Origin of the sequence: Paraconexibacter algicola, assembly GCF_003044185.1 — a bacterium.
In the GTDB taxonomy this organism is placed as follows: domain Bacteria; phylum Actinomycetota; class Thermoleophilia; order Solirubrobacterales; family Solirubrobacteraceae; genus Paraconexibacter; species Paraconexibacter algicola.
The window spans coordinates 813,469-829,473 of record NZ_PYYB01000001.1; the positions used below are offsets into that span (position 1 = coordinate 813,469).

18 protein-coding genes and 1 riboswitch are annotated in these 16,005 nt (G+C 75.2%); of the genes, 12 read left to right on the forward strand and 6 right to left on the reverse strand.

All coding sequences use genetic code 11. The annotated features are described in order from the left end of the window. Positions 1–3: 3 nt before the first annotated feature. Positions 4–1,338 carry a pectinesterase family protein gene (locus tag C7Y72_RS03850; protein WP_107567282.1) on the reverse strand — a complete coding sequence of 445 codons (1,335 nt, stop codon included), beginning with the start codon at positions 1,336–1,338 and terminating at the stop codon, positions 4–6. A gap of 97 nt (positions 1,339–1,435) precedes the next feature. Here C7Y72_RS03850 and C7Y72_RS03855 point away from each other — a divergent pair, with 97 nt between their 5' ends. The 4 genes from C7Y72_RS03855 to C7Y72_RS03870 all read left to right on the forward strand — a co-directional run bounded on the left by C7Y72_RS03855 (position 1,436) and on the right by C7Y72_RS03870 (position 5,250). Beyond that, positions 1,436–1,792, forward strand: a complete 357-nt coding sequence (locus tag C7Y72_RS03855; RefSeq protein WP_158276620.1) for a cupredoxin domain-containing protein — start codon at positions 1,436–1,438, stop codon at positions 1,790–1,792. 104 nt (positions 1,793–1,896) lie between these two features. Then, positions 1,897–2,658, forward strand: coding sequence for an NlpC/P60 family protein (locus C7Y72_RS03860; RefSeq protein WP_107567284.1), 762 nt, complete (start codon positions 1,897–1,899; stop codon positions 2,656–2,658). 78 nt (positions 2,659–2,736) lie between these two features. Further along, on the forward strand, positions 2,737–4,053 hold the full coding sequence (locus C7Y72_RS03865) for an RNA polymerase sigma factor (RefSeq protein WP_107567285.1): 1,317 nt from the start codon (positions 2,737–2,739) through the stop codon (positions 4,051–4,053). Positions 4,054–4,132: 79 nt separating this feature from the next. Beyond that, positions 4,133–4,210, forward strand: a riboswitch (cyclic di-GMP riboswitch). A 14-nt stretch (positions 4,211–4,224) separates the two neighbouring features. Further along, on the forward strand, positions 4,225–5,250 hold the full coding sequence (locus tag C7Y72_RS03870; RefSeq protein ID WP_107567286.1) for a hypothetical protein: 1,026 nt from the start codon (positions 4,225–4,227) through the stop codon (positions 5,248–5,250). A 68-nt stretch (positions 5,251–5,318) separates the two neighbouring features. Here C7Y72_RS03870 and C7Y72_RS03875 read toward each other — a convergent pair whose 3' ends face one another. Together C7Y72_RS03875 and C7Y72_RS03880 are read right to left on the reverse strand one after the other, a co-directional pair. After that, the gene (locus C7Y72_RS03875) at positions 5,319–5,744 is read right to left on the reverse strand and encodes a hypothetical protein (protein ID WP_107567287.1); all 426 of its coding nucleotides are present in this window, start codon (positions 5,742–5,744) and stop codon (positions 5,319–5,321) included. A gap of 17 nt (positions 5,745–5,761) precedes the next feature. After that, complete coding sequence (locus tag C7Y72_RS03880) at positions 5,762–7,009, reverse strand: DNA glycosylase AlkZ-like family protein (protein WP_107567288.1); 1,248 nt, start codon at positions 7,007–7,009, stop codon at positions 5,762–5,764. 11 nt (positions 7,010–7,020) lie between these two features. Here C7Y72_RS03880 and C7Y72_RS03885 point away from each other — a divergent pair, with 11 nt between their 5' ends. From C7Y72_RS03885 to C7Y72_RS03910, 6 genes are all read left to right on the forward strand, one after another. Beyond that, positions 7,021–7,749: a DUF3159 domain-containing protein gene (locus tag C7Y72_RS03885; RefSeq protein WP_233243714.1), complete on the forward strand. Its 729-nt coding sequence runs from the start codon at positions 7,021–7,023 to the stop codon at positions 7,747–7,749. Positions 7,750–7,751: 2 nt separating this feature from the next. Further along, positions 7,752–8,084, forward strand: a complete 333-nt coding sequence (locus C7Y72_RS03890; RefSeq protein WP_107567290.1) for a DUF952 domain-containing protein — start codon at positions 7,752–7,754, stop codon at positions 8,082–8,084. Positions 8,085–8,117: 33 nt separating this feature from the next. Next, a complete protein-coding gene (locus tag C7Y72_RS03895) occupies positions 8,118–8,648 on the forward strand; it encodes a glutathione peroxidase (protein ID WP_199223847.1) in 531 nt (176 codons plus the stop codon). 194 nt (positions 8,649–8,842) lie between these two features. After that, positions 8,843–11,002: a CHASE domain-containing protein gene (locus C7Y72_RS03900; RefSeq protein WP_107567291.1), complete on the forward strand. Its 2,160-nt coding sequence runs from the start codon at positions 8,843–8,845 to the stop codon at positions 11,000–11,002. A gap of 51 nt (positions 11,003–11,053) precedes the next feature. Then, positions 11,054–12,373 carry a hypothetical protein gene (locus C7Y72_RS03905; protein WP_107567292.1) on the forward strand — a complete coding sequence of 440 codons (1,320 nt, stop codon included), beginning with the start codon at positions 11,054–11,056 and terminating at the stop codon, positions 12,371–12,373. 31 nt (positions 12,374–12,404) lie between these two features. Beyond that, entirely contained in the window at positions 12,405–13,103 is a 699-nt protein-coding gene (locus tag C7Y72_RS03910; RefSeq protein WP_146175240.1) for a hypothetical protein, read from the forward strand. Between the two features lie 19 nt (positions 13,104–13,122). Here C7Y72_RS03910 and C7Y72_RS03915 read toward each other — a convergent pair whose 3' ends face one another. The 3 genes from C7Y72_RS03915 to C7Y72_RS03930 are packed head-to-tail and all read right to left on the reverse strand — an operon-like array spanning position 13,123 to position 14,576. Next, positions 13,123–13,824 (reverse strand): hypothetical protein, encoded by a 702-nt coding sequence (locus tag C7Y72_RS03915; RefSeq protein ID WP_158276621.1) that lies wholly within the window; start codon positions 13,822–13,824, stop codon positions 13,123–13,125. 15 nt (positions 13,825–13,839) lie between these two features. Next, entirely contained in the window at positions 13,840–14,340 is a 501-nt protein-coding gene (locus C7Y72_RS03925) for an acyl-CoA thioesterase (protein WP_107567296.1), read from the reverse strand. Between the two features lie 38 nt (positions 14,341–14,378). After that, positions 14,379–14,576, reverse strand: coding sequence for a hypothetical protein (locus tag C7Y72_RS03930; protein WP_107567297.1), 198 nt, complete (start codon positions 14,574–14,576; stop codon positions 14,379–14,381). A gap of 103 nt (positions 14,577–14,679) precedes the next feature. Here C7Y72_RS03930 and C7Y72_RS03935 point away from each other — a divergent pair, with 103 nt between their 5' ends. Then, positions 14,680–15,069, forward strand: a complete 390-nt coding sequence (locus C7Y72_RS03935; RefSeq protein ID WP_107567298.1) for a DoxX family protein — start codon at positions 14,680–14,682, stop codon at positions 15,067–15,069. Beyond that, positions 15,066–15,950, forward strand: coding sequence for a TIGR03620 family F420-dependent LLM class oxidoreductase (locus tag C7Y72_RS03940; protein ID WP_199223848.1), 885 nt, complete (start codon positions 15,066–15,068; stop codon positions 15,948–15,950). Before C7Y72_RS03935 ends, C7Y72_RS03940 begins: the two co-directional genes overlap by 4 nt. Positions 15,951–16,005: the final 55 nt, after the last annotated feature.

The following is a 16,005-nucleotide window of genomic DNA, read 5'->3' on the forward strand; positions in this document are numbered from 1 at the left end:
GGTTCAGCCTCCCTGCCCGTCGATGGGCGTGCGGTCGGCGCGCGGCGGGTGCGGATGCTTCTTCCACGACTCCTCCTGCGCCTCGGTCTTGGTCAGGTAGTCGGCCACCTCGGCGACCTGGGTGAGGTCGGTGGCGTTCTGCGGGTTGTTGCAGCCCGGGTACAGCAGCGGCTGCGGCAGCGCCCCGGCGTCGTAGGTGGTCCCCGCCGACTGGTTCTCCCAGCAGTTCCCGCTCCCGGCGCCGTCGTTCCAGACGTCGGTGCCGTTGGCGTCGTCGTAGGCGGCGCCCATGACGTTGAAGCGGACCTTGTTGTTGCGGTTCGTCGCCGGCGCGTAGGTCGGGTCGGACACCGTCATGATGCCCCACTTGAAGTTGCCGAAGACGAGGTTCGCGCGGATGTCCCAGTTCGTGGTGCCGAGCAGGACGATGCCCACGCCGGTCGGGTACTGGAACGAGCCGGTCGCGGCCGGCAGCGGCTTCACCTTCGAGCCGGCCTTGAAGTAGTTGAAGTTGTTCCAGTAGACGAGGTTGTCGGTGACCTTGCCGTCCTGGGCCGGCGGGAACTTCTCCGAGCCGAGCGTGTTCGGGGCCACGCCCGCACCGTTGTTGTAGAACTCGGAGAACTGGATCGTCACGTACTTCGAGTTCGTGCCGGAGTAGCCGAGGACGTTCTCGTAGCCCTCGACGTGGCTGATCAGCGACGGCTTGGGCTTCTCCTGGAACGGAGTCTGCCCGATGTAGAAGGCGGAGTCGCCGTGGCCGAAGCCCTTGGAGTAGGTCATGCGGCCGCCGATGCAGTTGAACGCGTAGAGGCCGTAGGCGCGGTTGAAGCCGGCGATCAGGCGGTCCATCACGTAGCCGTCGCAGTTGCGGACGAAGAAGCCGTTGGCCGGGAAGTTCTGCGCGGTGATGTTGCGCATCTCGACGTTGTCGGCGCCGTCGACGAAGATGCCGTTCTGGGCCGGGTTGCCGTCGGGGCGCTTGGCGCCCTTGCCCTCGAGGACGACCTCCTCGGGCTTCGTGCCGAGGCCGATGATCTTCAGGTTGTCCTTGGTGTCCTTGACGTCGACACCCTCGGTGTAGGTGCCCGGCTTGATCTTCACCGTGGCGCCCGCGGGGGCGGCGTCGACGGCCTTCTGGATCGAGCTGAACGGGCAGCCGCGACGACAGACGGTGAAGTTCGTGACCTTCTTCTTCTTCTTCGTCGCCTTCTTCTTGGCCGGCTTCTTCGTGGCGGCCGACGAGGCCGTCGGACCGGCGGCGGTGGCGACGGCGACGGGCCCGGCGGGCACGATCGCCGCCGCGACCAGCGCGGCGGTCAGGGTGATGCGCTTCATGTGGTGTGGCTCCCTCGTGCGATGAACGCGGTGAACGGTCGCGTACAGTAGTGGAAAGCTGGACGTCTGTCCAAGGTTTCTGTCCTACGATTCGGCGGTGTCCGTGCTGCAACGTCTCGCCCTGCTCGTTCTTGCGCTCCCGGCCCTCGCCGCGACGGGCTGCGGGGACGACGAACCGGTCCCGGCGGGCACCACGGTCGACGTGGTCTTCGCGGCCGACGGCCTGCAGGTCACGCCGACGACGGTGCCCTCCGGCGAGGACGTGACCCTGCGCGTCTCCGCGCAGGACGGCCGCCCGCACGGCGTGACGCTCGACGGCGCCCCCACCACGGTGCGCATCGTCGTGAAGCCCGGCGAGACGCGCCAGACCCCCGCCGGCGAGCTGCCCGACGGCACGTACCGCGTCGCGCCCGACGGCGCGACCGAGCCGGTGCCCGTGACCGTCGGGCCCTGAGCGACCGCCGCGAGCGAGCGGCGCGGTGACGGATCTCCCCCTCCGGGACACGGACGCGACCGTACCGGCGTCACGCGTCGCGTGCGCGAGGCATACTGCCCACCGTGTCGTCCATCCGTCGCGTCCCGACCGTCGCGCTCGCCTGCGCCGTCGCCCTCGGCGCCGCCGGCTGCGGCGCCTCGGAGAAGCCGGAGCGCATCGCCCGGTTCACGATCGAGGCCCCCGAGCTCTCCCCGATCAGCCTGCCGACCTCGAGCCCGAGCGACGCGCCCTACGCGCCCGCGTCGGCGACCGGCACGACCGCGGCGCCGCGCGGCGACGGCGGCAGCGACGGGACGCGCGTCGCCGAGGGCGCCCCGACCGACGCGGAGATCGCCGCCGAGCTGCGCCAGGCGTTCAAGACGCCCGAGGGCGAGCTCGCCGACCCGGACCGCAGCATCGTCGACACCGCGACCCTCGCCTCCGGCGGCATCGCGACCGTGCCGCCGAGCGCCCCGCCGGAGGTCGCCGCGATCATCCGCGCGGCCAACCAGGTCGCCACCAAGCCGTACATCTACGGCGGCGGGCACGGCCGGCTCGCCGGCGAGACCTGGGTCGACAGCGGCTACGACTGCTCCGGCTCGATCTCGTTCGCGTTCGCGTCCGCCGGGCTGATCGACGCCCCGATGGTCAGCGGCGCGCTCGCGAAGTGGGGCAAGCCCGGTCCGGGCAAGTGGATCACGATCTACGCCAACGGCGAGCACGCCTGGATGACCGTCGGCGGCCTGCGGTTCGACACCAGTGGCCTGCGCGAGCGCGGCTCCCGCTGGCAGACCGCCAGCCGCAGCACCGCCGGATTCACCGTCCGGCACCCGCCCGGCCTGTAGACGGCCCCATCGGGCATCCGCCGGGCCGCGCGCCAACGCGCTGAAGTTCGGCCCGTCCCGTGCCGATAGCGCGGGACGATGGCGCTCGCTCCCACACGTCCCGACGGCTTCGAGACCCCCCGGACGCTCCCGGCCGGACCGGCCCCGCGCCGCTGGCGCGCCGCCTCCGACGAGTTCCTCGTCCGGGCCGCCGCCCGCGGCCACGAGGGCGCGCTCGCCGCCATCCACGACCGCTACCGCGCACCGCTGGAGCGGTACTGCCGCACGATCGTGCTGCAGCACCACGACGCCGAGGACGCCGCCCAGTCCGCGCTGGCGGCCGCGCTGCGCGCGCTCGCCGACGGCCGCGCCCGCCCGCACGCCCTGCGCGCCTGGCTCTACCGGATCGCCCACCGCGAGGCGCTCGCCGTCCTGCGCCGGCGCCCGCCGGCCACCGCGGGGGACGACACGGTCCTCGCGCTGCTGCCGTCGCCGCGGCCCGACCGCGTCGACACGCGCGCCGACCTCGCCGAGCTGCTCGGCGACCTGCGTGCCCTGTCCGAGCGCAGCCGCAGCGCCCTGGTGCTGCACGAGCTCGCCGGACTGTCGTTCGACGAGATCGGCGAGACGCTCGACATCTCCTCCGCCGCCGCGCGGCAGGCCGCCTACGAGGCCCGCACGAAGCTGCGCGCCGGGCGCGCCGAGCTCGCCGCGCTGTTCCCGCTCGGGCCCGCGCTCGCGCTGGCGGGCAGCGCCGCGGGCGCCGGGGCGGCGGGCGCCGCCGGTGCGGCGACGGCCACGGGCGGGGCCGGCGCCGCCGGCCTGCTCGGCGGGATCTTCGGCGGGGCGGGGGTCGCGGCGAAGTGCGCCGCCGTCTGCGCGACGATCGGCGTCGTCGGCGCCGGGTCCTACTCCGTCACGCACCCGCCCGCCCCCGAGCGCGACCGCGACCGCCCGGCAGTCGTCGAGCGCGCCGAGTCCCGGCCTGCCGCGGACGACCGGGCCGCCGCGCCCGCGGCCCCCGACCCGGTGGCCGCCGCCCGCGAGGCCGATGCGGCGCAGCGCGCCGCGGCGCAGCGCCGCGCCGACGCGCGCGCCGCGCGTCGCGAGCGCGCCCGCCGTGCCGCCGCTCGCGACGCCCGCGCCCAGGCCCGCGCCCGGACGCTCGAGCAGGCCCGTGACGACCGCCGCCGGCAGGCCGCGAGCACTCCCGCCACCCCGGCGCCCGAGCCCGAGCCCGACGTCCGCGGCGTCGACGTCGAGGAGAGCCCGACGGGCGGGGCGACCGATCCCGCCGCCACGGCGACGTCCCCCGCTCCCGCGACCACGGCGGCGACCGCCCCGGGGAACGCGGTCGGCTCCGGTGAGGTCACCGGCGAGGCCAGCGAGGACGTCGTCTCCATCACCGTCGAGTAACGCCGACGCGCCACCTTCGCGGCGTGGCCTGACATCCGCTCCGCCGCCCCCCTCTGCAGTGGTGAGGCACATCACGCGCCTCGGTCCAAGGCACACCCGTCGTGAGACGGGGTCGCAAAACCAGGGGCCTCCGCCCGGAGGTCGCCCAGTCGCCCGAGAAGGAGCACCCAGATGACCCGCATGTCCCGCCTCGCCGCCACGGCCCTCGCCGCCGTCGCGATCGTCCCGGCGTCCGCCCAGGTCGCCAACGCCGACGTCAAGGCCACCGCCAGCGCGAGCGCCACGATCGACGTCGCCAGCCACCTCAAGAAGGCCAGCACCGCCACCGCGAAGCTCTCCGCCCACATCGAGGCCGGGCGCGACGGCGCCGCGCTGAAGGTCCTCAAGGTCGTCCGCCGCGAGACCACCACCGCCGCCCGCGACGCCCGCCGCCTCGCCCTGCGCGTCACCGGTGATGCGTCGGCCGAGCGCGCGATCTGGGCCCTCACCGCCGCCGGTGCCGCCCAGTCGCAGGCCGCCGGCGCCTACGTCGACCTGCTCGTCGACACCGACGGGCGCCTCCAGCTCTCCCTCGCCGGCGCGCTGCCGTCGAGCGTCGCCAGCCGCGACGCGGTCGTCCAGTCGCTGACGACCCTCCTCGACAAGCTCAAGGACCCGGAGCTCCAGGCGCTCGCGTCCCAGGCGCTCGCCGCGCTCGCCGCGCAGACCCCGTCGACGCTCGACGAGCTCGCCGACATCCCCGTCGACCAGATGCCCGTCCGCGTCGCGAACATCGTCAAGACGGTCATGGGCACGACCACCCAGGCGATCGACCTGCTCACGCAGCGCATGTCCGCGCTGATCCCGACGCTGCCGACCGCGGCGCAGGCCCCGATGACCCAGGCGCTCGCCTCCGTCGGCCAGATCCTGAAGACCGTCACCGACGGCGTGGCGCAGATGTCCACGAGCATCGCCGGCTCGATCCAGCAGATCATCACCGCGCTGAAGCCGGCCGCGGCGGCCGCCCCGAACGCCGGTGGCGAGATCGACGCGGACGTCGAGACCGCGGCGCAGCTCGACGGCTCGGTCAACGTCTCGATGCCGAGCCTCGGCAGCCTGATCCCGAACCTCAGCGGCGTCGTCCCGGGCTTCGGGGGCTTCATCAACAACCTGCTGGGCAACCTGCCGTTCGTCGGCGCGCTGCTCGGCGGCCGCTAGGACCCGGCGGCACCGTCACGGCCCGGTCGCGCCCCGCGCGGCCGGGCCGTCGTCGTTCGCGGGCCCCCTCAGCGGATGCGGAACGACCGGATCGCGCCCTCGACGTTGCAGTCGCTCTGCGCGGCGCAGTCGATCCGGTAGGCCTGCCAGTAGTAGCGGCCCGGCTTGTTGAGGAAGTAGTCCTCCAGGGCGCTGTAGGTCTCGGTCTTCTTCGAGAACGTCGAGCCCTTCTTCCCCATCTTGCGGAAGTAGAGGTCGTCCTTGGCGGCGAGCGTGCCGTCCTTGCCCTTCTTCTTGGACTTCGAGACCTTCAGGAAGACGGCGCCCTGCCCCCGCGAGCGGACCTTGAAGGTGAACGCCTTCCCGGCGGTGAGGCTCTTGCCGTTGGACGGGGCCAGCGGCGTCGGTCCGCCGGTGGCGGCGGTCGCGGACGTCCCGGTCGCCACGAGGGCGGTCGCGGCGGCCACGGCGAGGATGCGTGCGGGGCGGCTCATGGTGAGAACCGTAACCCTCAGGCGACCCGTTCGATGCGCACGTCGCTCGCGCCGCGCAGGCGCGCGAGCGCGTCGAGCGCCTCCTGCGCCGCGTCGCGCGCGCCGCGGTCCTCCAGATGGAGCGTGTGGACCCGCAGCACCCCGCTCTCGCGGTCGTGGGCGGCGTCGGCGCGGGCGACGAGCCGCTCGCCGTCGAGGATCGGCAGCACGTAGTAGCCCCAGCGGCGCTTCGGGGGCGGCACGTAGATCTCCAGCCGATGGTCGAAGCCGAACAGCGTCGCGGTGCGCGCGCGGTCGCAGAGGACGTTGTCGAACGGGGAGAGCGCCAGCCGGCGCGTGCCGGGCTCGAGCGCGGAGGCGGTCGCGAGATCCTCGCGACGCGCGTACCACGGGCCGCGCAGCAGCTCGCCGTCGTCGCCGCGGACCGCCACCGCGGTGAGCGGACCGCGCGGCCCGCTGAGCGCGGCGAGCGTGCCGGGCAGGTCGTCGTAGCGGTTGCGGGTGAAGTGCGCGCGGACGTCGGGGCCCCGCGCGACGCCGAGCATGCCGACCGCACGCTCCACCGCCCGGCGGGTGATGCGCGACGACGGGATCGGCGCGACGTCGGTCAGGTCGTCGGGCAGGCACCGCTCCAGCAGGTCCCAGCGCCGCGCGCTCGTCGCGGTCGGGGACGGGCCACGGTCGGCGACCCCGACCTTCCCGGTCAGCCACAGCAGGTCGAGCATCCGCGCCACCGTCTGGCGGCCGGAGACCTCGTCGGTCCAGTGCCCGTGACGCCACGGCGCCGCCGAGCGGTCCTCGAGCGCCGCGGCCGGCAGCGGGCCCGCCTGCCGCAGCGTCCGCACCAAGGAGCGGGCGAACGCGGCGTTCTCGGCGAGGAAGGCGCGGGCGCGCGCGGCGCGCGGCGAGGACTGCGCCAGCCACCGGCGCATGCGGTGACGGTGGAACGGCAGGTCCCCGGTCCAGCACAGCGACGCCTCGTGGCACCAGTACTCGAAGAGCGCGCGCCGGCCGTACGCCGCCTCGTGCAGCGCCGCCTCGTCGATCGCCCCGAGCCGCGCGTGGAGCACGAGCAGCGGCGAGCGCGCGACGGTCGAGACCGGGTCCAGCTGCAGGCACCCGATGCGCTGCACCACGCGGGCGATCCGCGCGGCGCCGTCCCCGTCCTGCGGGCCCCAGCCCGCGGGGGTCTGCGCCCCCAGACCCTGGGCGTGCAGCGCCATCCGCCGGGCGAGGGCGGCGGGGATCTCGGGGATCTGCGCCATGATGCCCCATCGTGCCCGACCAGCCCGACGCCCAGACCCGTCCCTCCGAGGCGCCGCCCTCCGCGCTCGCCGACGCGATCGGCGGGCCGCTCGGCATCGCCGAGTCGGCGCTGCCCGCCGCCGCGTTCGTCGCGGCGTCGACCGCGTCGGGCGGGGACACGACGCTCGCGGCGATCGTCGCCGTGGCGCTCGCGCTCGTCCTCGCGCTCGCCCGGATCGTGCGCGGGCAGACCGTCCAGTACGCGCTCAGCGGCCTGATCGGCGTCGGGTTCGCGGCGTTCATCGCGGCGCGCACCGGCAAGGCGGAGAACTTCTTCCTGCCGGGGCTGCTCGCCAACGCGGGCTACGCGGCCGCGTTCGCGGTGTCGATCACGCTCCGCCGCCCGCTCGCGGGCTACGTCGCCGTGGCGGTCGCGGGCGGCAACCCGCTCGCCGCCTGGCGGGAGGACCCCGCGTACCTGCGCGTCGCGACGCGCGCCTCCTGGGTGTTCGTCGGCGTGTTCGCCGGCCGGCTCGCGGTGCAGCTGCCACTGTACCTCGCCGACGCGCTCGTCGCGCTCGGCGTCGCGCGCGTGGCGATGGGCCTGCCGCTGTTCGCGCTCGGCGGCTGGCTCGCGTGGCTGCTGATGCGCGGCGTGCCGATCCCGGCGGTCGCGCGGCCCGACGCGGACCGCGACGCGACCTCCGACGACGACGGGCCGCCCGCCGCTCCCGGCCGGCTCGCCGGGGAGGCCGACTGACCATGGACGACCTCCTGCACGTCACCAGCGCCGACGCCTGGGACGCCGCCGGCTCGACCGGCGAGTACGCGATCCCGCCGCAGCCCGACGGCTCCCCGGCGCCGTTCATCCACCTCTGCCGTCCCGAGCAGCTCGCCGGGGTCGTCGCGCGCTTCTACCCGCCGCCGCACGACCACCTCGTCGTGCTGACCGTGCGCCCCGCCGGACTGCCGATCCTCGACGAGCCCGCGCCGGACGCCGACGGGCTCTTCCCGCACCTGTACGGGCCGCTGCCGGTCTCCGCCGTCGTGGCGGTCCGGGCGCTCGCCGGGGCGCTGCACGATCCCGCGGGGTGAACCGGTCGCGGGGGCATCGCGTAACGTCCTCACATGGCCTTCGACACGCTGAAGATGTACTTCAAGCGCTCCAAGACGCTGGACGCGCCGACCGACGTCTACGCCCACGAGGTGGAGCTGCTCGAGGGTGGGACGCTCGACCTGTCCACCCTGCGCGGCAAGCCGACCCTGATCGTCAACACGGCGAGCAAGTGCGGCTACACCCCGCAGTTCGAGGGGCTGCAGGAGCTCTACGCCACCTACCAGGACCAGGGCCTCCAGATCCTCGGCTGCCCGTCGGCCGACTTCGCCGGCCAGGAGCACGACGACGCCGTCGCCACCGGTGAGGTCTGCCGCCGCAACTACGGCGTCACCTTCCCCGTCACCGCGAAGATGAGCGTCCGCGCCGATCCGCACCCGCTGTGGGAGGACCTCAACCGCCAGCCGGGCTCCAAGCCGCCGGTCTGGAACTTCACGAAGTACCTCGTCGACGGCGACGGCAAGCTCGTCGCGCGCTGGGCGACGAAGGTCAAGCCCGACGACCCGGAGATCAAGGCCGCGATCGAGCGCGCGCTCGCGAAGTAGACCCGCCGACCTGCGGCGGGTCGTTCGTCGCACCGGTCCCGGGTCGACTGGCGCAACGCTCCCGGGACGACTACCGTACGTCCCCCAGGGCCCGGGCAAGGGAGCGGCGGACGTTGCAGCAGCACGCGCAGGACCGGCCGCGATCGCGCGGCCATCGCAGTGCCACGGGGATCCGGGCCGCGATCGTCGGGACGATGATCGCGGGGGCGTTGCTCGGGGCCTGGGGCACCCACCGCATCGTCGACGCGCACGAGCGGTCGGATTTCGACGCCGAGGTGCAGCGGATCGACGCGGCACTGGAGGAGCGGATGACCGCGTACGTGCAGGTGCTGCGTGGTGGGATCGGCCTGTTCCACGCCTCGACCGAGGTGACGCGCACCGACTGGCGCCGGTACGTCGACACCCTCGCGCTCGACGAGCGCTACCCGGGCTTCAAGTCACTGAGCTTCGCACGGGCGGTGCCCGCCCGGGAACTGCCGGCCTTCGTCGCCGGGGTACGGGCCGAGCCGCGCCCCCCGGGCCTCACCGTCCTGCGGTCGATGCGCGACTACCGCACGCGCGCACCCAGCGGCTCGCGGGGCATCCCGCCGGTGCACGCGCCGATCGAGTGGGTCGCGCCGTTCACCGCCGAGAACCAGGTCGTCCTCGGCGTCGACATGATGCGCGAGCCGCGACGACGGGCCGCCATGCTCGAGGCCAGCCGCCGCCGGCAGGCCGTGCTCAGCCCCCGCCTGAGGCTCTCGGGCAGTGTCGACGCGGAGGCGGGCTTCATCGCCTACGTCGCCGTGCGGCGACGCGGCCGGGTCGACGGCTGGCTGACCGCCGCCTTCCGCGCGGAGCAGTTCATGCGCGGCCTGCTCGGCCCGGCACCAAGCCCGTTGTCCTTCGAGATCCGGGACGGCGACGGTGCCCTGCTGTACTCCACCGCGGGGGTCCGCCCGGACGGCGGTCCGCGACCGCTACCCGACGTCGACGCCGTCTACGAGCGCCGCGCCACGGTGCCGATGCCGGGCCGGACGTGGGACGTCCGCTACGTCGCTCCCGCGGGCTTCGTCCCCCTGGGAAGCCGCCTGGGACCGTGGCTCGTCCTGCTCGCCGGACTGCTCACGGCCGGGGCCTTCTTCGCGCTCGGTCGCGTGGGCGATCGCTGGCGGCGGCTGGCGGATCGACTCGCCGCCCAGGCCGAGGACCTGCGCCGCGCCCGAGCCGACGCGGAGGCCGCGACGGACGCGAAGGCCGCGTTCCTGGCCACCATGTCGCACGAGATCCGCACCCCGATGAACGCCGTCGTCGGCATGAGCGCGCTCCTGGCCGAGAGCCTCGACGACGGACACCAGCGCGGCCAGGCCGAGGTCATCCGCAGCAGCGGCGACCATCTCCTGCGGGTCATCGACGACATCCTCGACGTGTCGAAGCTCGAGGCCGGCAAGCTCGCGCTGGAGCAGCAGGCGTTCTCGCCGGGCGGGTGCGCCGCCGGGGTCGTGGCGCTGCTCGACGCGGACGCGCGGTCGGCCGACGTGGCGCTCGCGCTCGACGTGGCCCCGGACGTCCCCGGTCACGTGATGGGCGACCCCGGCCGCCTGCGCCAGGTGCTGCTGAACCTCGTCGCCAATGCGGTGCGGTTCACGCCCGCAGGGGGACGCGTGGACGTGGTGGTCGGCCGTGCCGGGGACCCTGCGGACGCGCGGCTGGCGTTCGCGGTGCGCGACACCGGTCCGGGCATCGAGGCCGCAGTCCACGAGCGGCTCTTCGACGCGTTCGAGCAGGCGGACGCGTCCACCGCACGGACCCATGGCGGCACCGGCCTGGGCCTCACCATCTCGCAGGAGCTGGTGGGCCTCATGGGCGGCCGGATCGAGATCGACAGCGCGCCCGGAAGCGGCGCGACGTTCCGCTTCACGATCCCCCTGCGCGTAGTGGCGTCGCCCGCCGCCGCGCGGGCGACGGCCACGCCCGGTGCGGCCGCGCCGCTGCGCGTGCTGGTCGCCGAGGACGGCGCGGTGAACCAGCTCGTGGCACGGACCCTGCTGGAGCGTCTCGGTCACGAGGTCGAGATCGTCGGGGACGGGGCGGCCGCGCTCGACGCGGTCCAGCGCGACAGCTTCGACGCGGTCCTGCTGGACCTCCGCATGCCGGTGCTGGACGGCTTCGCCACCGCGCGCGAACTGCGGGCGCGGTCGGCGCCCGGCGACGGTCCGTGGCTCGTGGCCATGACCGCAGACGTGCTGCCCGCGCACCGCGAGCGGGCACGGACCGCCGGGATGGACGACTTCCTCCCCAAGCCCGTCACGCTCGCGGCGCTCGACGCGACGCTGCGCCGGGTTCCGGCGCGGGCGCGTGTGAGACGTCCATGAGAGCGCGCGCGGCACCGCGTATCCCTGCGACGGCTGTCGCGTTCCAGGGGCATGTCCGCACGCATCCCCGCCCTCTCCACCGCGGCCCTCGCGGCCGCCCTGCTCGTCCCGGCCGCGGCGCAGGCCGCGCCGCCGTGGACCGCCCCCACCCAGCTCACCGCCAGCGCCGGCCTCGCCCCGTCGCTCGCCTTCGACGGTGACGGCGACGGCGTCGCCAGCGTCCGGGTCGGCGCCATGGGCCGCGAGGCCTTCGGCGTGCGCGCCGACGGCACGAAGACCTGGAGCCGCGCCGCCTCGACGCTCGGCGCCGGCCCGATCCCCTCCGGCTCCGGCAGGACCATCTCGCTGCGCCTGCAGAAGGCCGGCGGCGCCGACCGCGTCCTCGTCGGCTGGTCGGAGGGCACGACCTCCGGCACCATCGGCACGCTGCGCCCACTGCGCACCGTGCCGCTGCGGACCTCGGAGTACGCCCTCGCCGCCGCGACCTCCGGCGACGCGGCGATCGCGTTCGTCGAGGAGCTCGGCGGTGGCCGCTCGCGCCTCTGGTTCACCACGCGCAGGGCGGGCGGCACGTTCCAGACCCCGCGCATCATCCGCGGGACGGGCTCGCAGCGCTCCGTCTCCGTCTCGGTCAACGACCGTGGCCGCTACGTCGTCGCCTGGTCGCAGAACGGCACCGGCGACCCGCGCGTCGAAGCCCGGATGGGTCGGACCTCCGGTCGCGGGAACGGACTGCTGAACGCCGGCCCCTCGCTCGGCGTCGCCCGCGTCTCGACGCTCGTGACCGGCACGGGGCGCACCACGGTCGCCTGGGGGACCGAGGACGGCGGCGAGGAGCAGAACGAGCCGACCGAGATCCGGGCCGCGGTGGCCCCGTCGACGAGCTTCGTCCTGCGGCCCTCCACGCAGATCGACCGCGCCGCCGACGGCGCCCTCGAGGGTGACGTCCCGAGCCCGTCCCTGGCCGCGGGCGCCAGCGGCACCACCACGATCGCGTACACGCTCAGCGGCCGCTTCGTCGACAACGACGCCCGGACCCCGGTGCGCGTCTCGCGCCAGGACGCGCGCGCGGTCTTCGGTGCGCCCGCGGAGCTGACCGCCGACGGCACGCACGGGGAGATCACCGCGTCCCCGGACGGGACCGTCACCGTGCCCTACGTCCTCGGCGCACAGCTGCCGTTCACCGACCTGCCGCTCCAGGTCGCCCGCCGCACCTCCGTGGAGTCGGCGTTCGGCGCGCCCGAGGAGGTCACCACCGACGCGAGCCCGTTCGTCGTCTCGGCCTCCGCGCCCGGTACCAGCGGCGCCCCGCAGATCCTCTACGTCCGCGGCGCGGCCAAGGACGTCGCGCTGACGCGGCGCGCAGGTTAGGACCGGCGCCCGACGCGGTATGTGCCAGGGCGTGTCCGACACGCCCTGGCTTCCGCTGTCCCGCACCCAGGCCGCCTCGCTGCTGGAGGCCCTGAGCGCCGCCGCGCAGGACGGCGCCGACGACGGCGGCGGGGCCGAGCGCCTGCCCCGGATCCCCGAGAAGGTCCTCGTCGCCCTCGTGCGGTGCCTGCGGGCCGAGCGCCGGCACGACCTGTCCGCGGCCCCGTCGGCCGGGCGGGTCGCGCGGCGACGGGCCCGGCGGACCGCGGCCCTCGGAGGCCTGGCGGGCGCGTTCGGCGCGCTCCCCGCCGACGCCCTCGGGCTCGTCGAGGAGGCCCGGGTCGCGATCGACGCCGCCGAGCAGGCCCCGGGCGACCCGACCGACGCGGCGATCGCGGGCGACCTGCTCGTCCTCTGGGAGCTCGTCGAGGACCCGGCGGTCGCGACCGCGATGTGCGACGGCAGCTCCGACGGGTCGCTGCTGGACCACCTCCACGGCGACACCGAGGCCCGCGTGCGCGAGGCCATCCCGGACCGCTGGACCCCGGTCGCGACGTTGCGGTTCCTCTGGCGGATGCGCGAGCTCGGCGATGCCCGCGACGCCCTCACCGGCGGCACGTTCCGGGCGATCCCGGTGCTCGGCGCCGTGCCCGCCGCGTTCGGCGCGCACCGCGACATGCGCGAGTTCCAGCGCGTCGTCGCCGCCTACTACGCGCCGCAGGCGGCGTAGGCGAGCCGTCGGTCCCGGGTCAGCCCGGGCTGGTCCCGGTGCCGACGTCGGGGGCGATCTCGCCCGTCGCGCGCCGCACGATCACCTTGGTCGCGTACGGCGCGGCGAACGCCACGACCTCGTCGAACTGCGCCTGCCCGGCCGACCGGGCGACCTCGACGACGACCGCCTCGCGGCCGGTCGCACGGTCCAGGACGACGCCGAAGGACTGCACCGCGGACGCGACCGGGCTCGCGGGGAGGCGCCGCTCGACGTCGGCGAACGTGTCGAGGATCTCCCGGTGGCTGTGGGGGACCGCGTACAGCCGCAGCCGGCTGCGCAGCAGCGCCCGCTCCGCCTTCGTGACCGCGACGCGGGACAGCGCGCGGCGCGCCGCGCCCGTCGCGGCCGCCGTGTCGATCGCGCCCACCCGCAGCTGCGCCGTGGAGGTCAGGTACACCGCGCCGACGAGGAACGGCGGCATCGCCCGCTGGATCCGGTCGGTGCGCCCGAGCACGAGGAACCGCGTCATCTCGCGCTGCGCCGCCACGCGCCGGGACACCCGCTCGGTGCGGGCGACCTGCGCCACCCGCGCCCGCCACGCCGTCGCGCAGCGCGCCTTGGCGCTGGGCGCAGCGGCCTCGGGGCGGTCGCACGGGGAGGGGACCGCCGCGGCCGGGGCGGCGCCGGCCGGAGACGCGACCGCAAACGACGCGAGCGCAGCACACAGGATCTTGGTCACTCGCACGGGCGGACTCTACGCGCCCCCACCCCCGTCCGCCACCTCCCCGTCCGCGGACGTCGGGGCCTGGAACGCCTCGCGCTCCGCGAGCCGGTTGCTGCGGCGCGCCTGCGCCTCGCGGCCGCGGCGCAGCGCGACCGGATCGTCGGTCGGCGGCAGCGGCGGCACCGGCATCGGCCCGCCCGCGTCGTTGATCGCCACCATCGTCAGGTAGGCCGTGGAGGTGTGGCGCACCTCACCGGTGCGGACGTTCTCGGCGGTGACGCGCACCCCGACCTCCATCGAGGTGCGCCAGACCGCGTTGACGGTGGCGTCGAGCGTCACCACCTCGCCGATGTCGACGCGCGAGACGAACGACATGCGGTCCATCCCGGCGGTCACGCAGCGCATGCGGCAGTGCCGGAAGGCGGCGAGGCCGGCGGCCTCGTCGCACAGCTTCATGATCGTTCCCCCGTGCACGAACCCGCCGCCGTTGGCGTCCTGCGGGCCCATCCACTCCACCAGCGTCGCGCGCATGCCCGGGAGCCTCGCACGCCGCGCGGGCGGACCGGCCGTCAGGCGGCGTCGACGCGCCGCTCGGGCAGCACCTGCCCGGCCGCGTCGAGCGCGAGGACCTCGGCGACGTGGCCGTCGCGCCGGGCCTCGACGATCACACCCCAGACGACGCGATGCGCGCGCACCTCGGCGCCCGGGTGGCGCCAGCGCAGCTGCGCGATCGCCCGCGCCTGCGTGGGGGTGAGCTCGACGTCCATGCCACCACTATCGGCAGGAACGCTGAGCGACACGACAACGCCAGCTCAAGAGTTCATGAGGATTCCTCGCCGGCCGGCGGCGCGGGTGCGGCATGATGGGCCCGTGAGCCCCGAGCGATCCCGTCCCTGGCCCGTCGCCGCGTTCTTCGTGCTGACCGGCGTGCTGCACCTGACCGTCGCGCGGCGGTTCTTCGAGTCGATCGTGCCACCGTGGGTCCCGGGCGGCCCCAAGCGCGTCAACGAGGCGGCCGGCGTGGCCGAGATCGCCGGTGGCGTCCTGGCGGTCGTGCCGGGCGCCGAGCGGCACGCGCGCACCTACCTCACGGCGCTGCTGCTCGCCGTCTACCCGGCGAACATCCACATGGCGGTGCGCCCGCAGGACATCCCGGGCGCGCGCGGCGTCCCGCGGGCGCTGCTGTGGGCGCGCCTGCCGCTGCAGGTGCTCCCGATCGTCTGGGTGCACCGCACCGTCCGCGGCCGGCACGAGTCGTGAGCGCGCTCGCGGAGCGCCTGCGCGTCCCGGGCGTCTGGACCTTCACCGACGCGCTCGGGGCCCGCGAGGCGGCCGACGTCGCCCGCCGGATCGAGGCGCTCGGCTACTCGGCGCTCTGGCACCCGGAGACCGTCGGGCGCGAGCCCTTCTCGCACCTCGCCCACCTCGCGGGCGCCACCGACACGCTGCTGCTCGCGACCGGGATCGCGAACCTCTACAACCGCCACCCGGGCGCGATGAAGCAGGCCGCGATGACCCTCGCCGAGCAGTCCGACGGGCGCTTCCTCAACGGCATCGGCGTCTCGCACCGGCCGCTCGTGGAGGGCCTGCGCGGCCTGAGCTACGACAAGCCGCTCACCGCGATGCGCACGTACCTCGACGCGATGGACGCCTCCCCCTACGCGGGCCCGCAGCCCGCGGAGCCCGCGCCCGTCGTGCTCGCGGCGCTCGGCCCCAAGATGCTCGCCCTCGCGGCGGAGCGGGCCGCCGGCGCGCACCCGTACTTCACGACGCCCGAGCACACCCGCCGCGCCCGCGAGATCCTCGGGCCGGACAAGCTGCTGTGCGTCGAGCAGAAGGTCATCCTCAGCACCGACGAGGCCGCCGCCCGCGCCGCCGCGCACCAGCAGACCGAGCGCTACGGCGCGCTGCCGAACTACCGCAACAACTGGAAGCGGCTCGGCTACACCGAGGAGCAGATCGCCGCCAACGACCCGGCGTTCGTGGACGACCTGATCGTCTGGGGGGACGGCGGCACGATCCGCGCCCGGATCGACGAGCACTACGCGGCCGGGGCGACGCACGTCTGCATCCAGCCGATCTCGCTCGAGGGCCGTCCGACCCCGGATCTCGACGTGCTCGAGGCGCTCGCCCCCGCCTGACACCCCGGAAACCCGTCCGACCCTGGACGGACGTACGAGTCGCACGGAGGCCGCC

Coding starts and splice junctions, on each gene's coding strand:
- C7Y72_RS03850 (WP_107567282.1), bottom strand. CDS start 1,338: ATGAAGCGCATCACCCTGACCGCCGCGCTGGTCGCGGCGGCGATCGTG.
- C7Y72_RS03865 (WP_107567285.1), top strand. CDS start 2,737: ATGGCGCTCGCTCCCACACGTCCCGACGGCTTCGAGACCCCCCGGACG.
- C7Y72_RS03870 (WP_107567286.1), top strand. CDS start 4,225: ATGACCCGCATGTCCCGCCTCGCCGCCACGGCCCTCGCCGCCGTCGCG.
- C7Y72_RS03875 (WP_107567287.1), bottom strand. CDS start 5,744: ATGAGCCGCCCCGCACGCATCCTCGCCGTGGCCGCCGCGACCGCCCTC.
- C7Y72_RS03880 (WP_107567288.1), bottom strand. CDS start 7,009: ATGGCGCAGATCCCCGAGATCCCCGCCGCCCTCGCCCGGCGGATGGCG.
- C7Y72_RS03890 (WP_107567290.1), top strand. CDS start 7,752: ATGGACGACCTCCTGCACGTCACCAGCGCCGACGCCTGGGACGCCGCC.
- C7Y72_RS03895 (WP_199223847.1), top strand. CDS start 8,118: ATGGCCTTCGACACGCTGAAGATGTACTTCAAGCGCTCCAAGACGCTG.
- C7Y72_RS03900 (WP_107567291.1), top strand. CDS start 8,843: ATGATCGCGGGGGCGTTGCTCGGGGCCTGGGGCACCCACCGCATCGTC.
- C7Y72_RS03905 (WP_107567292.1), top strand. CDS start 11,054: ATGTCCGCACGCATCCCCGCCCTCTCCACCGCGGCCCTCGCGGCCGCC.
- C7Y72_RS03925 (WP_107567296.1), bottom strand. CDS start 14,340: ATGCGCGCGACGCTGGTGGAGTGGATGGGCCCGCAGGACGCCAACGGC.
- C7Y72_RS03930 (WP_107567297.1), bottom strand. CDS start 14,576: ATGGACGTCGAGCTCACCCCCACGCAGGCGCGGGCGATCGCGCAGCTG.